This window comes from Streptomyces sp. NPDC006743, assembly GCF_040703815.1.
In the GTDB taxonomy this organism is placed as follows: Bacteria; Actinomycetota; Actinomycetes; order Streptomycetales; family Streptomycetaceae; genus Streptomyces.
This window is the reverse complement of the sequence record NZ_JBEYJA010000062.1, coordinates 1-15,835: the sequence shown is the minus strand read 5'-3', so window position 1 is coordinate 15,835 and position 15,835 is coordinate 1. Positions and strand designations below refer to the sequence as shown.

Sequence of the window (15,835 nt, the reverse complement as noted above, 5' to 3'; positions counted from 1 at the left end):
TGAGCACAAGGGAAGTCTCCCCATGACCGACTCCACGAAGCCCGACACCTCCGGCACCGAGACAGCCGAGTCAGACCTGTTGAACTGGGACTTCATCCAGGACCCGTACCTGACCTACCGGGAGATGCGCACCGGGACCGGGCCCCGGCGGCTTGTCATCAAGACACTGAGCACAGGTCTGCGTTCGTGGCTGGTCACCGAGTACAGCGATGCGCGCCGGCTGCTGGCAGACCCCAGGCTCTCGAAGTCGGCCGCGGGTGCCGCACCGATCATCGCCAAGCACAGAACGGAGGACGTCTCGGGCGCGTCGATCACGTCGGACAGCATGCTGTTCAGCGATCCGCCGCAACACTCGCGATTGCGGCGGATGTTCAGCAGGGCGTTCACGATGCGCCGCACACTGGACCTGCGCCCGCGCATCGAGGAACTCACCGACGAACTGCTTGACGCGATCCCGGCGGGAGCTGAGATCGACCTGGTGGAGTCGGTGGCGATGGCCGTCCCTATTGAGGTGATCGGTGAGTTGCTCGGCGTACCCCGCGCCGCCCACCACGATCTGCGTCGGTGGAACCGGGCGCTGACCAGCGTCGACTCGGAGCCGTCGGAGAAGTATCAGGCATACATGGCGTCGCTCGACTACTTCCGGACCCTGGTCGCCCAGAAGGCGAAGAGTCATGACGGTGCGGACGACCTGATCAACGCGATGATCGATCCGGACAACGAGGAACGGTTCGAAGAGTCCGAGCTGCTTTCCACCATCTTCCTGATGATGAACGCGGGGTACGAGACCACCGCGAACCTGATCAGCAGCTCGGTGTATGCTCTGCTGAAACACCCCGAACAGCTCGAGCTGCTGCGCGGGGATGCCACCCTCATACCGAACGCAGTAGAGGAATTCCTGCGTTATGAGAGCCCGCTGAACCTTTCCACATTGCGCTACACCACCGAACCGGTGGAGGTCGGCGACACTGTTGTCCCCGCCGGCGAGGTGGTTTTCCTGGCGCTGTCCTCGGCGAATCGAGACCCGGATCGGTTCGCGGAGCCGGACCGGCTGGACATTCGCCGAAACACCGCTACGCACCTGGCCTTCGGTCACGGTATCCATCATTGCGTCGGCGCGCCGCTGGCCCGACTGGAGGGCGAGATCGTGCTGGCCCGGCTGTTGGACAGGTTCCCGCACTGGGAGGCGGCCGAGCCACTGGAACGACTCACGTGGCGTTACACCTTGCAGTTCCGTGGATTGGAGCGGCTGCCGGTCAGGCTGCACGCGTGACTCATCAACACCGTCAACGACGGGAACGGAGCGGACCCATGTCAGCAGAAGTGATCGACCGATTCTTCGAGAGCTCGGGTGCCGGCGACATCGAGACCGCCGTCGCGTGTTTTGCCGACGACGGGAAGTGGATCACGCCCGACGGAGACGGAGTCGGGACGGTTCACACCAAGGAGCAGATCGGCGATCTGATCACCAGTATGAACGCGATGCGTGAAAAGATGGTCGCCTCGGGGGTCGACGGGAAGTTCGAATCGCCGATCATGTTCGACGAGAACATGGGGCTGGTTCGGTGGACCGTCGAGACCGATGACGGAAAGGTGGTCAACCGTGGCGTTGACCTCTTCATCCTGAGCGACGGGAAGATCGTACTCAAAGACGTCTTCCGCAAGGCCTGAAACTCTCACTCAAGAAAGGGTCGAATCCGTGATCAACAGCTACGAGGAACTGGTCGAGAAAACGATCAGCGCCACCACCGACATCGAGGACTTCGAGAACATCCAGGTCGGCCAGAGCGGTAGTTACGAGCACGCCCTGTTCACCAAGTCCGGTGAGAAGGTGGCCACCACCTCAGGTGGCTACAAGATTCACTATCAGCGAGAGTCGGACAAGCAGTTCATGGCCTATCTGACCAACGAAGTCGTCTTCGAGGACGGGTCCGGAACGATCAGGGTCGCCGGCTGGATCGATCTCGGCTCCCTCCTCTCAGGGGACTGGGCCTACTACCCGAGCGTGGGTACCAGTGGCCGGTACCTCGGCCAGACGGGTTTCATGGCCTGGCGCCCTTACGACCTCGGCAAGGTGGAAGGGGCCGACGTGAAACTGATCATGTTCGCCTCCGCCGAGTGAACGACCCCGCGATGCCGTGACGGGGTGAGGACACTCACCCCTCAGTATTCGTGGCGTTATGCCGCGAATTGGACATCTTTTTTCTCTGACGTGGAGGTTGAGAAATGGGCCGGGTCGCCGGGAAAGTCGCACTGGTCACTGGCGCTGCGCGTGGAATGGGACGTTCGCATGCGGTGCGACTCGCCCAACAAGGGGCGGACATCGTAGCTGTCGACCTGTGCGCAGACCTCGAAACCGCGCCGTATCCGGGCGCGGACGGCCAGGATCTCTCCTCGACGACGCAGCTGGTCGAACAGCTGGGGCGGCGGATCCTTGCGCGCCGGGCAGATACGCGCAACTCCAACGAACTGCAGGATGTCGTCGACGAGGCGATAGCCGAGTTCGGGCACATCGACGTCGTGTGTGCAAATGCCGGAATGTCCAGCTTCGGGTTCTCGTGGGAACTTACCGATGAGGCCTGGCAAGAGATCATCGACGTCAATCTGACGGGATCGTGGAAGACCGTCAAGGCGGTGATCCCCCACATGATCGAACGGAATGAAGGCGGATCGCTGGTCTTCATCAGCTCGACAGCGGGCTTGATCGGCGTGCCGACCATGGCGCACTACACCGCATCCAAGCACGGCGTGGTCGGGCTGATGCGTGCCTTGGCGGTCGAGCTGGCACCACACAACATCCGCGTGAATTCGGTCAATCCTGGAAACGTCGACACGCCGATGGTCAACAATGCTCCGATGCGAAAGATCTACCTGCCCGAAGTCTCCGATCCGACACCGGAGGACGCGAACGAAGTGATGAAAGATATGAACGCATTGCCCACCGGCTGGCTGGATTCGCAAGGGGTCAGCGACGCCGTGGTCTACCTGGCGTCGGAAGAGGCGCGTCACGTCACCGGAATCACGCTTCCGGTGGACGCCGGAATGATGCTCCCCAACAAAATGCGATAAGGGGTCGGAGTCGGGCCACGGCAAAGACGCCGCTCATCGGTCGATCAAAGAAATGTCAGCGTCTCAGGCGCACGCGAAACAAGCTACCGGAGGGTTTCTCGCGATGACGGAAAACGCACTCTCTCTGATGGTCGATCGACTCGACATCATTGAGTTGACGGCCAAATACGCCTATCGACTCGACACTCGCCAGTTCGATTTTCTGATGGAGCTGTTCAGCGACGACAGCCCGGTTTTCGACGAAGAATGCTTCGGGCTGGGCAAGTTCACGGGGAAGGACGAGATCCGGCGCCACTTCGAAGCCGACATCTACGGACAGATGGAGAACCTCTGCCACATGACGGTCAACCACGTCGTCAACGAGATTCTCGACGACCGGGCGTCCGGCAACTGCCATGTCTTCGCCCAGGGCGATGTACGGGCCGGCGGGATCTCCCGGGCCACCGCGTACTATCAGGACGAGTACGTGCGCGAGGCGGGGGTCTGGAAGTTCTCCAGTCGCAAGGTGATCCCGTTGACCAGGCCGGAGATCGGTACCTTCGAATTCCCCGCAGGGCAGAGCCCGTTCGATCAGTAGGCTGGGCCGCTACGGGACGAGCAGCGGCATTCCAGTCGCGAGGCCCGAGGAAGAAGGAACGTGCACGCATCAACCACGAGTGACGGATCATGGATCAGGCCCCTGCGAAGCTCGGCTCGGCGCGGTCAAGTACACCTCGTCTGCTTCCCCTTCGCGGGCGGTTCCGCAGGATACTTCCGTTCGCTGGCAAACTCACTCGAACCGGATGTGTCGGTGCTCGGGGTCCAGTATCCAGGGCGGCAGGACCGCCGTCACGAGCACTTGATCGAGGACATCGGCCGCCTCGCCGACGAGATATGCGAGGAGTTGATCCCGTGGGGGACGGAGCCGCTCGCGTTCTTCGGTCACAGCATGGGGTCGGTGGTGGCCTTCGAGGTGGCGCGTCGCTTCCAACGGGACAACCGCCGCACGCCGCTCGCCCTGTTCGCGTCTGGACGTCGCGCCCCGTCGTGTCATCGTGCTGAGTATTTCCACGCGACCGACGACGAGAGTATCATCGCCAACCTTCGATCGCTGGGAGGAACCGACCCGGCTCTTCTCGACGACGACGAGATGAGGCGCATGATCCTCCCCGTTGTCCGTGCCGATTACCGGGCCGTCGAGACATATCGCGCGCCAACAACAGAGACCATGTTGAACGTGCCGATCACGGCGATAACCGGCGACCGCGATCCGAGCGTGTCGCTCGAGGAAGCGCGTGCTTGGCGAAGGCATGCAGCGGGACCCTTCCAATTGAAGGTCCTGACCGGAGGTCACTTCTTCATACATGAGCACGTCGCCGAGATAGCCGACTGCGTGAGGCGTACGCTCTTCGGCCTCGGTTCCGAACGCACTCGACCGCTGCGACCCGAAGGGGGAGCCGGCCATGGACATCGGCCTTGAAGTGAGCTGCCCGATGTGCGGAGGTCTCATCGAGGCGGCTGACAAGGACGAGCTCATCCGCTTGTCCCAGCTGCACACGATGGACGCCCACCGCTACGACGTTCCCGCTGAACACGTGTTGGCCGCGATGACGCCCGGTGACACAGATCCCGGCCAGGGAGAGGATGTGGAATGAAATCTGCAGCGGCGGAATGTCCCACGGTGGACGTGAACATGCTTGATTCCGACTTCGTGCAGGACCCTTATGAGACCATGGCCGCGTGGCGGACCCTGGGGCCGGTTGTCTACAACTCCCACCACGACCAGTACATGGTCACGTCACATCGCAACTGCGCGCGAGTACTCGGTGACATCCGCCATTTCAACTCTGCGAACGTGCTCCCCGAGATGGAGAAAGCGTTCGGCGGACCGACCTTTCTCGGCACCGATGGTGCACGGCACCAGACGGTCCGCGGAATATGGGAGCCGGACTTCGAGCGCAGGACTGTCGAAGACGGCTGGGCGGCGCGAATACAGCGAGTGGTGGACGTGTATGTGGATCAATTCGTTGAACGCCTTCGCTCCGGCGAGCGTCTCGACGCCCTCGCGGAGATGACGCGGATCATTCCCACTGTTGTCACTGCCCAATTGCTGGGCGCCGAAGAGGACGTGTACGAGGACTTCATCAAGTGGAGTGACGCAACGGCGGCAGTTCTCGGCGCACGGCTGGACCCGACCCCGAGGGGGCAGGAGATCGTCGCGGACGGGGCTGCGGCATCGGTCGCTCTGAACTCATACATCGCCGGCCTCATCGAGAAACACCGTGCGCGGGGGGTGAGCGACGGATCGCTCATGGCCCAGATGGTGTTCGACGATTTCGCGCCGTCCATGCCCGACCGGGAGATACTGGCGAACGGCACGATGCTGACGGTCGCGGCGAACGAGAGCACGGCGCAGGTGATGGCGATGATGCTGTACGCGCTGGGGCGCCATCCTGATCAACGCCGCGCGCTGGTCGCCGACAGGTCGCTTGTTCCGGCCGCACTCGAGGAGGTCCACCGCTGGTCGACTCTCACGCAGTCGGTTCTGCGCTACTCCTGCAGCGACGAGTCGAAGGTTGGGGGATTCACGATCCCCGAAGGTTCCGCAGTCGTGTCTCTTCTGGGTTGCGCGAACCGTGATCCGGCTCGCTGGGACAACCCGCACTCCTTCGACATCTCGCGTACTCGTAAAGCGCATCTGGGCTTCGGTTTCGGTCCCCACATCTGCCTTGGGATCCACATGGCTCGGATGGAGATGCGCATCTGGTTGAATCGCCTGCTGGACAAGCTGCCGGACTTCGAGATCGCGGGCGATGTCGAATTCGGCCCCGACTTCACACTGCGGGGCCTCCGGGGGATCCCGATCAGCACAGCATACTGAGCTGGTCGTGGGTGCGGCCCGGTGTCGCGCGGGAGAACCACAGCGGGGTGCCGTCCGGGCGGGCGACGACCTGGACGTTCATGCCGTGCTTGCGGTGCTTCTCTGAACCGGGCACGTGAACTCGTCGCCGGGGCAGACCCGTTGTCACACCCGTGCCAGCGGGGAGGAGGTGCGGCCTCCGCTCGTCGAGCGAGGACGCACTGCCAACCGCAGAGTGCGGCTGCGGACTGTCGCCACCGGCGGGCGGGCGGTGACACCACCGCGCTGCTCACCGGGCGGCGGGCCGGCCGACCTCTTCATGTCGTCCCTCCGTCGGGTCGGGCGTGGGGAGGGAGACCCGGAGACCCCAGAGATGACGTGTGACAACTAGGGGAGGGCTCACCGGGAAATCTAGGGGATGGTTCGCCGAGTCGCAGAACCTATCGTGGGGCGCACGCAGCTTCCCGGAGGTTGATGCATGGCTCACGCCGACCAAGCGCCCGTCTTGACCCCTTCTCCGCCCGCGCCCTCACTCATCCATCCCCCGCCGGAGCCGGACGAGCTGCAACGGGACCGGCCGGTCACGCGCTACGAGGACCTGCGCCAGGTGCCGACCGACCCGACCGAGCACACCCGTCCGCGTCGGCTCTTCGCCGGCGCGCGCACCGTCCGTCGTGTGGAAGCGCTGCGGCCGCGAGTGACCGATGTGGACGCCGACCTGGTGGAGAACTTGTGACGACTCTGCGCTTCGGCGCGTTCCTGCCCCCGATCCACCCGCTGGGGGAGAGCCCCACGTGGTGGCTCCGCCACGACCTGGACTTCATGGCACACCTCGACCGGCTGGGCTTCGACGAGGCCTGGATCGGGGAGCACCACTCGACCGGTAGGGACCTCATCGCCTCACCCGAGATCTTCATCGCGGCGGCAGCGGAGCGCACCACCCGGATCCGCCTCGGGACCGGCATGACCTCGATCCCGTACCACCATCCGCTGTGGGTGGCCGACCGGATGGTGATGCTCGACCACCTCACGCAGGGCCGGGTGATGCTCGGGGTCGGTCCCGGCTCGCTGCCTTCCGACGTCGCCATGATCGGGATGACCCCCACCGAGAGCCGTGAGCTCCTCGAGACCCATCTGGACGTCATCCAGCGGCTGCTGGCCGGTGAGTCGGTCACCACGACGGTCGGTACCCACACGCTGGTCGACGCGACGCTTCAGCTGCGCCCGTACACCGAGCCGTGCTTCGAGATCGCGGTGGCCGCGACGGCGTCGCCGACCGGCGCGCGCCTGGCCGGCAGCCGCGGTGCGAGCCTGATCTCGCTCGGGGCGACCATGAGCCAGGACGGATTCGACGCGCTGGCGTACCACTGGGGCATCGCCACCGAGCGCGCCGCCCACGCGGGACGGCCGGCGCCCGACCGCAGGACCTGGCGGCTGGTCACGAACGTGCACGTCGCCGAAACCCGGGAGCAGGCCTACCACGACGTTGAGTTCGGGCTGCGGGACTGGCTGAAGCACCTGAACGACAACGCGGCCACGCCTGGGCTCGAGCTGCCCGACGGCAGTACGCGGGAGCTGATCGAGTTCGTCAACGAATCGGGCCTGGGCGCGATCGGCACGGCCGACGACGTCCGCCGCCAGATCCAGCGCATGGTCGACCAGTCCGGCGGGTTCGGCACCGTACTGCTGCTGGCGCACGACTGGGCCGCCCCGGCGGCGAAGTGGCGCTCGTGGGAACTCGTCGCACGTCAGGTCGCCCCGCACTTCCAGGGAGCGGGAACGACCCACGCCCAGGCGTCCCACGACGCCCGGGCCCGGATCCTCGCGCGGCGAGAGGAGGCGACCATCGCGGCCGGCGCGGCGCTCGAGCACATGAACCGCAAGTACGCCGACGAGGTGGCCGGGGGGTCCTGACCATGCCGTCATGACCCGCCTGGCCGCGGTTGACGAACACGGCCGGGGGATCTCGTGGCCCGGGGCTGTGGCACCGGTGCATCACCACACGGCCCTGCGGGCCGCGGCGCTGCAGGCGCCCCGGAGCGGGGATCCTGCGCCGGAGCGCCGCTGTACCGTCGGATCGGACGCGACCGGGCCGAACACTTCCCGGGCCCCGTACAGGACGCCGACGTCGGCCGGACACCCACCGCCCACGGCGAGCGACACCGCCAGACCAAGAAGGAACTTCGCCGGGCCGTGGACCGCGGTCCGGCAGCGAGCACCGATGCCTGCAGAGGGAGACGTTTCCGTCATGGCGACATGGTTCATTACCGGAGCCGCCCGGGGGCTGGGCGCCGAGACGGCCCGGCAAGCCTTGAAAGCGGGTCACGACGTCGCCGTCGGGGCCCGGCGTGTCGACGCGTTGCCCGACGACCTGCGCGCCGCCGAGCGATGCCATCCGGTCACCCTCGACGTCACCGACCAGGCCCAGATCGACCGTGCCGTCGCCCAGGTCGTCGAACGGTTCGCCACGATCGACGTGCTGGTCAACAACGCGGGCCGCGTACTGGTGGGCGCACTGGAGGAGGTCACCGACTCCGAGGCCAGGTCGCTGTTCGACGTCAACGTCTTCGGTCTGATCAACGTGACGCGAGCGGTCTTGCCGACGATGCGTGCTGCCGGCAAGGGCAAGATCGTGCACATCGGCTCCCGGGCGGGGTTCGAGGGCGAGCCCGGAGTGAGCCTGTACAGCGCCTCGAAGTTCGCGGTCGCCGGCATCAGCGAAGCCCTCGCCGCGGAGCTGGGCCCGTTGGGAATCCAGAGCATGGTCGTCGAGCCCGGGGCGTTCCGCACCGACCTCTTCGACCCCAGCTCCCTGTCGGTCTCCGAGGCGCGGCTGGCAGCCTACGACGGCACCCCCGCCCACCTGGTGCGCGACGGGGTCGGCGCGGCCAACCACGCCCAGCCCGGGGACCCGGTCAAAGGCGCGGCGCTGATCGTCGAGGTGACCGACGGCGAGACGCTGCCCTCGCACCTGCTCGTCGGCAGCGACGCCTACGAGCGTCTCGAGGCCAAGAACGCGATGGTTGCGGAGCACATCGCCCCGTGGCGCGGCAAGGCGCTGGCCACCGCGCACCGCGACTGAGTCCGACCGTTTTGCGTCGCGCCGCAGGCCCAGGCTCTGCCCGGCCCCACGGCGCGACCGTCCTCCGGCCGTGCCGCCCAGGCCGGCGGGGTGGACGCGGTCGAGTCCGTGATCCGGAAGTCGGGCCCGCCAGCCCTTGAACAGTGACAACGGAGAGCGTGTGCACACTTTGCTTCTCAGCGCGCGAGATGTGGTCGCGGTGACGGTACGGCTGCCGGTCGGCATGATCCGGACCGGGGACCGGTGAAAGCCGTGGCCGACGCACGCGCGGACGCCGAACTCGACGGACTTCCCGTTGCACTGCATGCGAAAGTCGCCGCCGCGCAGGCAGCGTGGGCGGTCGCTCGCTGCGCGCGGCACACGGTCGTCCCGGAACACTACTGGCCGGACGAAACCGATCTCGCCGCGCTGCGCGCCGGGCGAGCACTGACCGAGCTGGTCTCCCGCTACGTGGGGAGGGCTGTCGTGGCCGCACGGTCCGAGGGAATCGGCTGGCCGATCATCGGCGAGGCGCTCGGGGTCGCCGACCCGGAGGCCGTTTTCGGACCCGCCGTCGCCGGCTGGGCCGAAGAACTGGCGCGCGTCCGCGCGGGACAGGCGCGCCTGTCGGACCAGCCGGCGCTCGACTGGGTCGTCGACACGGCTTGGTGGGCCGAAGCCCTGGGGGAGTGGCTCAGCAGGCCCGGTGACAACCTCCTCGACTCCGCGGCCGGACGGCCGCCGGAGAACGGGAACGGCTGGTGGCACCCGGATGAGCGCGTCGCCGGCGAGGACGACGAGGCCGACGCGGGCCTCCTGCCGTGAACCGGACCAACGAGGGAAGGAAAGCCGTGCCGAACGCAGAGCTCAAGGAGATCCAGCAGGCCGTCGTGACCGGGGACCCGGGGGCGCTGGCCGGGCTGCGGGTGCCGGAGAGCTACCGCGGCGTGACCGTACACGCCGAGGAGACCGAGATGTTCGAGGGCATCGCCAGCGCGGACAAGGACCCCCGCAAGTCGCTGCACGTGGAGGAGGTCCCGACACCGGGGCTCGGGCCCGGTGAGGTGCTGGTCGCGGTGATGGCGAGCGCGATCAACTACAACACGGTCTGGACCTCGATCTTCGAGCCCCTGCCGACCTTCAAGTTCCTCCGGCGGTACGGGAAGCTGTCTCCGCTGTCGAAGCGGCACGACCTGCCCCACCATGTGGTCGGCTCGGACGCCTCGGGTGTCGTGCTGCGCACCGGGCCCGGGGTGCACCGCTGGAAGCCCGGCGACGAAGTCGTGGCGCACTGCCTCAGCGTCGAGCTGGAAGGCCCCGAGGGCCACGACGACACGATGCTCGATCCCGAGCAGCGGATCTGGGGTTTCGAGACCAACTTCGGTGGCCTCGCCGAGATCTCCCTGGTGAAGGCGAACCAGCTGATGCCCAAACCCGCGCACCTGACGTGGGAGGAGGCGGCGAGCCCCGGGCTGGTCAACTCGACCGCGTACCGGCAGCTGGTGTCGCGCAACGGTGCGAACATGAAGCAGGGCGACGTGGTCCTGGTCTGGGGCGCCTCCGGCGGGCTCGGCTCGTACGCCACGCAGTACGTGCTCAACGGCGGCGGCATCCCGGTGTGCGTCGTGTCCAGTCCGGAGAAGGCGGAGATCTGCCACCGCCTCGGTGCGGAGCTGGTCATCGACCGCAGCGCCGAGGGGTACCGGTTCTGGCGGGACGAGCACACCCAGGACCCGAAGGAGTGGCAGCGGTTCGGCGCCCGAATCAGGGAGCTGACCGGCGGCGACGACGCGGACATCGTGTTCGAGCACCCGGGCCGGGAGACGTTCGGCGCTTCGGTCTACGCGGCCCGCAAGGGCGGCACGATCGTGACCTGCGCGTCCACCTCGGGGTTCACGCACCAGTTTGACAACCGGTACCTGTGGATGAACCTCAAGCGGATCGTCGGATCGCACTTCGCGAACTACCGGGAGTCGTGGGAAGCCAACCGGCTGATCGACAAGGGGCTCATCCACCCGACGCTGTCGAAGTCCTACGCGCTGGAGGACACCGGCCGGGCCGCACTCGACGTGCACCGCAACGCGCACCACGGCAAGGTCGGTGTGCTGTGCCTCGCGCCGGAAGAAGGCCTCGGCGTGCGGGACGAGGAAAAGCGTGCCCGGCACCTCGGCAGCATCAACGCGTTCCGCCAGGTGCACCGGGATCCCGGCCGGTGACGCCCGACGCGCACCCGCGCTCGTAGTGTTCACCTCCCTGCGGCCAGCACGTACGAGAGCTCGTGCGTGAGCTCGGGATCGCCGGCGCCGTCCGCGGCTGTGGCAGCGCGACCGTGATCGCGACGGTCGTCCGCCGGCCCCCGGCGAGTTGGTGCAACACTCCGACGCCGGTTCGCCATACACCTCGTTCCGCCTCGCCCGACACCCCGACACGGCCGGCGTCGCGGCACGGACGGCGACGCTTACCACAACACCGCAACGGCCGTGAAAGACAAAGACACTCTCTCGCGCCCTTCACGGAGCCGTTCGTGCATGAGGCAGCACCCTTGTTCAGGGACGTTTCGGCTTTCGTCGTACGCAGTATTCAAGACAACGAATTTGTGGCTCTTTCAACCTCGCGGGCCCGGCCATAGTCTTGAAAGGTATGACCTCATTGCGTAAGAACCTGTTGTGACTCGGAGTGACGGCTATTCCGCTCTCGGTATACCCCTCCGCGCCGGTGCCGCACCGGCGGGTGGGTCCGACTGGCGCGACCACCGGCGCCTACGCGGTGAGATAGGACACATTCGCCTGCCGCGCCGACCGCCAACCGCTACCGAGCGACCATGAACCCCCAGCTCGCAGCCACCAACTGAGATTGAAACCCGGGCGGTTCGCCATCCTGCTCATAGGTTCGGCGGCGTGATCGGCTGGGGTAGAGATGAGTGTGGCCATCATGGTGGCCAATGTCAGCCCGCAGGGGTGGTCGAATTAATTTTGTGGCATTGAATTGGTCCACCTGCGACAGGGGCCAACAGCTCCATGAGAGACAGAGGATCGTGCATGATCGAGCGAGAGTCTGAGCTCGCCGAGTTGGCTGCAGCTTTTGCCGAGTCCGCCGCTGGGGGCGTGCGGGTCGTCGTGCTTCAGGGGGTTGTCGGAACCGGTAAGACGGCATTGCTCGAGGAGTTCGGCGGCCGGGCCCGTAAGGCGGGGGCGCGACTGCTCCGGGCGAGTGGGGCGCCGACTGAGAGCTCGCTTTCCCTGGGTATTGTGCGTCAGTTGCTCGCCGGTGAGGTTTTCGACCGGGACAGGGCGGCGACCGTGCGTGGTCTGCTCGACCACCAGCTGCTCGCCGATGCGGCATACGACGGGGTGAGCCGATCCAGGGTGTTGGACGGGTTGGCGACGGCGGTTCTGGAGTTGGCCGAGCAGAGCACGGTGGTGATCGCCATTGACGACACGCAGTATCTCGACGCGTTCTCCCAGGATTGGCTGATCTATCTGCTCCGCCGTGCCGGGCTCGCCCGCATCCTGATCGTCTTCGGCTGGCGCGACGACGACATCGAGACGTCTCCGGACAACTCCCGCCTCCTGTGCGCCGAGCTCTACCAGCAGGCCTACTTGCGACGGTTGCTGCTGGCTCCACTGTCGTCAAACGGCGTCGCGCAGCTCATGACCGAGAGACTCCTCGAGTCCGGTTCGACGGAGCTGGCCGCGCAGGCACACCATCTCACCGGTGGCAATCTGCTCCTGCTGTACGCGTTACTGGAGGACAGTTGGGCCGCCACCCGCGGCGACGGCCCGCCGACCGAGCTGAACACCGGGCCCGAGTTCGAGCGGGCGGTCCAGCTCGTCCTGGGCCGATGCGATCCGATGACGTTGCGGGTCGCGGGTGCGATCTCGGTGATCGGTGAGCCGTCGCGGTTTGCGTACCTCGACCGGCTGGTCGGCGTCCCGTCGGACCGGGTCGCCGTCGCCATGCAGGTACTGACCCGGACGGGTCTGGTGGAGGCCGGCCGGATGAGGCACCCGGTCATGGCCGGCGTCGTGCTCAACACCTTCTCGGCCGCGGACCGATCCGAGCTGAGCCGGCGCGCTGCGGATCTGCTCAAGGCGTGCGGTGCGGACTCCTTGACGATCGCGGAGCACTTCGTCGCCTCCGGCCGTCTCGACGACCCGTCGGCCGTACTGAACCTGGTGGAGGGGGCGAAGCAGGCGCTGGAGGAGGGCCACTCGCGGCGGGCCACGGAGCTGCTGCGGTTGGCGTACCAGGTGGATACCGACGGCCGTCGTCGGGTGGAGATCCTGGCTCTGCTGCTGCGGGCGGGGTGGCGGGACGACCTGCGAGCCTCGATCGGGCATCTGCCCGAGCTGACCGAGGAGATGCTGAGCGGCCGGCTTCGGGGCCGGCACACGACACTGCCCATGATCATGCTGCTGCTCCAGGGTCGGGTGGAGGATGCTTGCTCCGTGCTCTCCCTGCTGGCGGCCGACGTGCCGCCGGGCTCCCCGCCCTCGTGGGAGTTCGAGATGGTACGGATGTGGCTGGCCGACGTGTATCCCGGCGTCTTCCGGCGCGTGGCCAGCGAGGGCAGGACGAACGGCACGCCGATCACGCCTCCGGGCGCCATCGGTTATCGATTGCTCGAACACTTCCAGAGTTCCCACCACCAGGGGGCGACCGAGGAACGGCTGGGTCGGGCCGATGAGGCGCTGTGGCAGCAGCCGCTGACTGAGATCAATCTGTTGCCGTTGATTTGTGCGTTGCGGACGATGGTGCTTGCCGGGCGGTTGGAGGAGGCGGAGCTGCGGTGCCGGGAGCTGGTGCAGGCCTGTCTTGATCTTCAGGCGCCGACCTGGCGTGCGTTGTTCTGCGCGATTGCGGCGGATGTGGCTTTGCGTCGGGGCTCGCTCGGGGTTGCGGCTTCGCGGGCGGCTGCTGCGCTCGAACTTGTCCCGGTTGCTGACTGGGGTGTGCTGGCTGCTGAGCCGCTGAGTACTCTGCTGACGGCGCAGACGCTGCAGGGGAAACACGACGAAGCGGCGCGTACGCTGGCGTTGCGTGTGCCGGAGGTGATGTTCGAGACGCCGTTCGGGCTGTCCTATCTGCTGGCGCGTGGCCGTCATTACGTCGAGCGCGGTCTCGCCCAGGTCGCCCTGGACGACTTCCAGGCCGTCGCGGACCTGCTCGACCAGTGGGGGATGGCCCAGAGCGAGACACTGTCGTGGCGTACGGAGATGGCTGACGCTCACCTGCGTCTCGGGAACCATGACATGGCCGCGCGTTACGCTCGTGAGCAGCTGCGCCGGATCGGCTCGGACGGCCATCTGCGGGTGCGCGGGCGCACGATGCGGCTGCTGGCGGCGACCCGTGAACTGCGCCTTCGGCCGCCGATGCTGTGCGAGGCTGTGGATGTGCTGCACCGAAGCGGGGACAAGTTCGAGTTGGCGAGTGCGCTCGCCGCCCTGCACGACGCGTACACCCAACTCGGGGAAGCGGGCCGGGCGCGGTCGGTGGCACGCAAGACCAACAGCATCAGGCAGGCGTGTTTCGCGGAGCAGCCCGCTCGGCGGGTCGGCGCGCCGGACGTGCTGGAGGAGACGGAAGTCGACATGCTCGCGCTCAGCGATGCGGAGCGGAGGGTCGCCAAGGCCGCGGCGAAGGGGCTGACCAACCGGGAGATCGCCGGCAAGCTCTACCTCACGACCAGCACGGTGGAGCAGCATCTGACCCGGATCTACCGCAAACTGGGGGTCAGTTCACGGGTGCAGCTGCAGTCCCGCCTCGGACTCCAGCCTTCTTCCCCCCACCCCGCTCTCCAGGACGCTTCCGCCTAGTACTCCAGTCAGATTGCGGGTCCTGAGCTGGCTCTCTTTCGGTAGTGGCAGCGGCGGGCTGTGGCTTGGTGGCGTCTGCGGCAGTGGGACCAGTTCAGGGCGTGGAGGCGTCTGTCCAGGTGGGGGCGGGGATGTGGCAGGAGAGTGTCCAGCAGGCGCCTGAGCTCTGCCACGGTGAGCGGGGCGAGTGAAGCTTCCCCACCTGCCTGCCCACCGCCGAGGGCTGGCTCTGCCTCGCCTGCCGGCTGGACCTGGCCACCCGCGAGGTCGTCGGCTACGCCATGGCCGACCACCACCGCGCCGAACTCGTCGTCGATGCACTCGACATGGCCCACGGCCGGGGGCGGCCTGGATTCCGGCTGCGTGATCCACAGCGATCGCGGCAGCGCATACACGTCGGCCCAGTTCCGGGGGCGAATAAGAGCTGCGAACAAAAGGGGAGTCCGATCAGCTCGCGGCGTCCGGTGCGTGCGATCGCAAGGCGCCGGAAGGCCCTTGTGGCGGAGCTGTCAGGGCCTTTCGGCAACGCCGCGAGCGTGCGTGCCGGGCGTCGCGAGCCGGGCGCCCCTTTTGTTCGCAGCTCTAAGCGAGTTGGGGCTGCCGCAGAGCTGCGGACGCACCGGATCTCGCTTCGACAACGCTGCCGCGGAGAGCTTCTGGGCCCTGCTGAAAGAAGAGATCGGCACCCGCACCTGGCCTGACCGGGCCACAGCCCGAGCTGAGGTTTTCTCCTTCATCGAGACCTCCTGCAACCGCCGCCGCCTGCGCAGGCACAAGACCTTCGGCTACCTCATCCCGGTCGAGACCAGCGGCATCAGCACACCCTCGCGGCGTAACGATCACGTGTCCGAGATCACGGGGAAACTTCACAACTCGCCGACGTGTGCACGGGGGACTCCGGACAGGGCAGGGTGGGAACAGGCCGCACGGGCCCAGGCAAGCGTCACAACTCGCCTACTGAGGTTGAACTCGTGGTGTCGTAGGGGCTGACGGGCGCCAGTCCTCTGCGATATCACCGGGGCATGCGGTATCCACAAGGGGGCGGTCTGA

The 15,835-nt window shown here is 66.8% G+C and carries 14 protein-coding genes and 3 pseudogenes; 15 read left to right on the top strand and 2 right to left on the bottom strand.

Annotated elements, in window-relative coordinates; genetic code table 11:
- The first annotated feature begins 22 nt into the window (after nucleotides 1-22).
- The 8 genes from ABZ719_RS32815 to ABZ719_RS32780 all read left to right on the top strand — a co-directional run bounded on the left by ABZ719_RS32815 (nucleotide 23) and on the right by ABZ719_RS32780 (nucleotide 5,929).
- On the top strand, nucleotides 23-1,273 hold the full coding sequence (locus tag ABZ719_RS32815; RefSeq protein ID WP_366728805.1) for a cytochrome P450: 1,251 nt from the start codon (nucleotides 23-25) through the stop codon (nucleotides 1,271-1,273).
- 38 nt (nucleotides 1,274-1,311) lie between these two features.
- Nucleotides 1,312-1,671: a nuclear transport factor 2 family protein gene (locus tag ABZ719_RS32810; RefSeq protein ID WP_366728804.1), complete on the top strand. Its 360-nt coding sequence runs from the start codon at nucleotides 1,312-1,314 to the stop codon at nucleotides 1,669-1,671.
- A gap of 28 nt (nucleotides 1,672-1,699) precedes the next feature.
- The gene (locus tag ABZ719_RS32805; protein ID WP_366728803.1) at nucleotides 1,700-2,122 is read left to right on the top strand and encodes a hypothetical protein; all 423 of its coding nucleotides are present in this window, start codon (nucleotides 1,700-1,702) and stop codon (nucleotides 2,120-2,122) included.
- 104 nt (nucleotides 2,123-2,226) lie between these two features.
- Entirely contained in the window at nucleotides 2,227-3,069 is an 843-nt protein-coding gene (locus ABZ719_RS32800; RefSeq protein WP_366728801.1) for a mycofactocin-coupled SDR family oxidoreductase, read from the top strand.
- A 103-nt stretch (nucleotides 3,070-3,172) separates the two neighbouring features.
- Nucleotides 3,173-3,646 carry a nuclear transport factor 2 family protein gene (locus ABZ719_RS32795; protein ID WP_366728800.1) on the top strand — a complete coding sequence of 158 codons (474 nt, stop codon included), beginning with the start codon at nucleotides 3,173-3,175 and terminating at the stop codon, nucleotides 3,644-3,646.
- Nucleotides 3,647-3,706: 60 nt separating this feature from the next.
- Nucleotides 3,707-4,528, top strand: coding sequence for an alpha/beta fold hydrolase (locus tag ABZ719_RS32790; RefSeq protein ID WP_366728799.1), 822 nt, complete (start codon nucleotides 3,707-3,709; stop codon nucleotides 4,526-4,528).
- Entirely contained in the window at nucleotides 4,512-4,703 is a 192-nt protein-coding gene (locus ABZ719_RS32785) for a hypothetical protein (protein WP_366728798.1), read from the top strand. Before ABZ719_RS32790 ends, ABZ719_RS32785 begins: the two co-directional genes overlap by 17 nt.
- A 26-nt stretch (nucleotides 4,704-4,729) precedes the next feature.
- On the top strand, nucleotides 4,730-5,929 hold the full coding sequence (locus ABZ719_RS32780; protein WP_366728797.1) for a cytochrome P450: 1,200 nt from the start codon (nucleotides 4,730-4,732) through the stop codon (nucleotides 5,927-5,929).
- Between the two features lie 4 nt (nucleotides 5,930-5,933).
- Here the strand turns inward: ABZ719_RS32780 and ABZ719_RS32775 are convergent.
- Nucleotides 5,934-6,035, bottom strand: a pseudogene (locus tag ABZ719_RS32775) (transposase family protein); the annotation flags it as partial.
- A gap of 351 nt (nucleotides 6,036-6,386) precedes the next feature.
- Between ABZ719_RS32775 and ABZ719_RS32770 the strand changes: the two are divergent.
- Together ABZ719_RS32770 and ABZ719_RS32765 are read left to right on the top strand one after the other, a co-directional pair.
- Nucleotides 6,387-6,644, top strand: a complete 258-nt coding sequence (locus ABZ719_RS32770; protein ID WP_366728796.1) for a hypothetical protein — start codon at nucleotides 6,387-6,389, stop codon at nucleotides 6,642-6,644.
- Entirely contained in the window at nucleotides 6,641-7,822 is a 1,182-nt protein-coding gene (locus tag ABZ719_RS32765; protein ID WP_366728795.1) for an LLM class flavin-dependent oxidoreductase, read from the top strand. The genes ABZ719_RS32770 and ABZ719_RS32765 overlap by 4 nt, the downstream gene beginning before the upstream one ends.
- Before the next feature lie 147 nt (nucleotides 7,823-7,969).
- Here the strand turns inward: ABZ719_RS32765 and ABZ719_RS32760 are convergent.
- Nucleotides 7,970-8,110 (bottom strand): annotated as a pseudogene (locus ABZ719_RS32760) (IS1380 family transposase); the annotation flags it as partial.
- A 46-nt stretch (nucleotides 8,111-8,156) separates the two neighbouring features.
- On the opposite strand from ABZ719_RS32760, the gene ABZ719_RS32755 reads away from it, so the two are divergent.
- The 5 genes and pseudogenes from ABZ719_RS32755 to ABZ719_RS32735 form a co-directional block, all read left to right on the top strand.
- On the top strand, nucleotides 8,157-8,990 hold the full coding sequence (locus ABZ719_RS32755; RefSeq protein ID WP_366728794.1) for an SDR family oxidoreductase: 834 nt from the start codon (nucleotides 8,157-8,159) through the stop codon (nucleotides 8,988-8,990).
- A gap of 252 nt (nucleotides 8,991-9,242) precedes the next feature.
- Nucleotides 9,243-9,794, top strand: a complete 552-nt coding sequence (locus tag ABZ719_RS32750) for a hypothetical protein (RefSeq protein WP_366728793.1) — start codon at nucleotides 9,243-9,245, stop codon at nucleotides 9,792-9,794.
- A 50-nt stretch (nucleotides 9,795-9,844) separates the two neighbouring features.
- Nucleotides 9,845-11,185 (top strand): crotonyl-CoA carboxylase/reductase, encoded by a 1,341-nt coding sequence (ccrA, locus tag ABZ719_RS32745; protein WP_366728808.1) that lies wholly within the window; start codon nucleotides 9,845-9,847, stop codon nucleotides 11,183-11,185.
- An 822-nt stretch (nucleotides 11,186-12,007) separates the two neighbouring features.
- Complete coding sequence (locus ABZ719_RS32740; RefSeq protein ID WP_366728792.1) at nucleotides 12,008-14,785, top strand: AAA family ATPase; 2,778 nt, start codon at nucleotides 12,008-12,010, stop codon at nucleotides 14,783-14,785.
- A gap of 200 nt (nucleotides 14,786-14,985) precedes the next feature.
- Nucleotides 14,986-15,193 (top strand): annotated as a pseudogene (locus ABZ719_RS32735) (DDE-type integrase/transposase/recombinase); the annotation flags it as partial.
- Nucleotides 15,194-15,835: the final 642 nt, after the last annotated feature.

Coding starts and splice junctions, on each gene's coding strand:
- ABZ719_RS32815 (WP_366728805.1), top strand. CDS start 23: ATGACCGACTCCACGAAGCCCGACACCTCCGGCACCGAGACAGCCGAG.
- ABZ719_RS32810 (WP_366728804.1), top strand. CDS start 1,312: ATGTCAGCAGAAGTGATCGACCGATTCTTCGAGAGCTCGGGTGCCGGC.
- ABZ719_RS32800 (WP_366728801.1), top strand. CDS start 2,227: ATGGGCCGGGTCGCCGGGAAAGTCGCACTGGTCACTGGCGCTGCGCGT.
- ABZ719_RS32795 (WP_366728800.1), top strand. CDS start 3,173: ATGACGGAAAACGCACTCTCTCTGATGGTCGATCGACTCGACATCATT.
- ABZ719_RS32785 (WP_366728798.1), top strand. CDS start 4,512: ATGGACATCGGCCTTGAAGTGAGCTGCCCGATGTGCGGAGGTCTCATC.
- ABZ719_RS32770 (WP_366728796.1), top strand. CDS start 6,387: ATGGCTCACGCCGACCAAGCGCCCGTCTTGACCCCTTCTCCGCCCGCG.
- ABZ719_RS32755 (WP_366728794.1), top strand. CDS start 8,157: ATGGCGACATGGTTCATTACCGGAGCCGCCCGGGGGCTGGGCGCCGAG.
- ABZ719_RS32740 (WP_366728792.1), top strand. CDS start 12,008: ATGATCGAGCGAGAGTCTGAGCTCGCCGAGTTGGCTGCAGCTTTTGCC.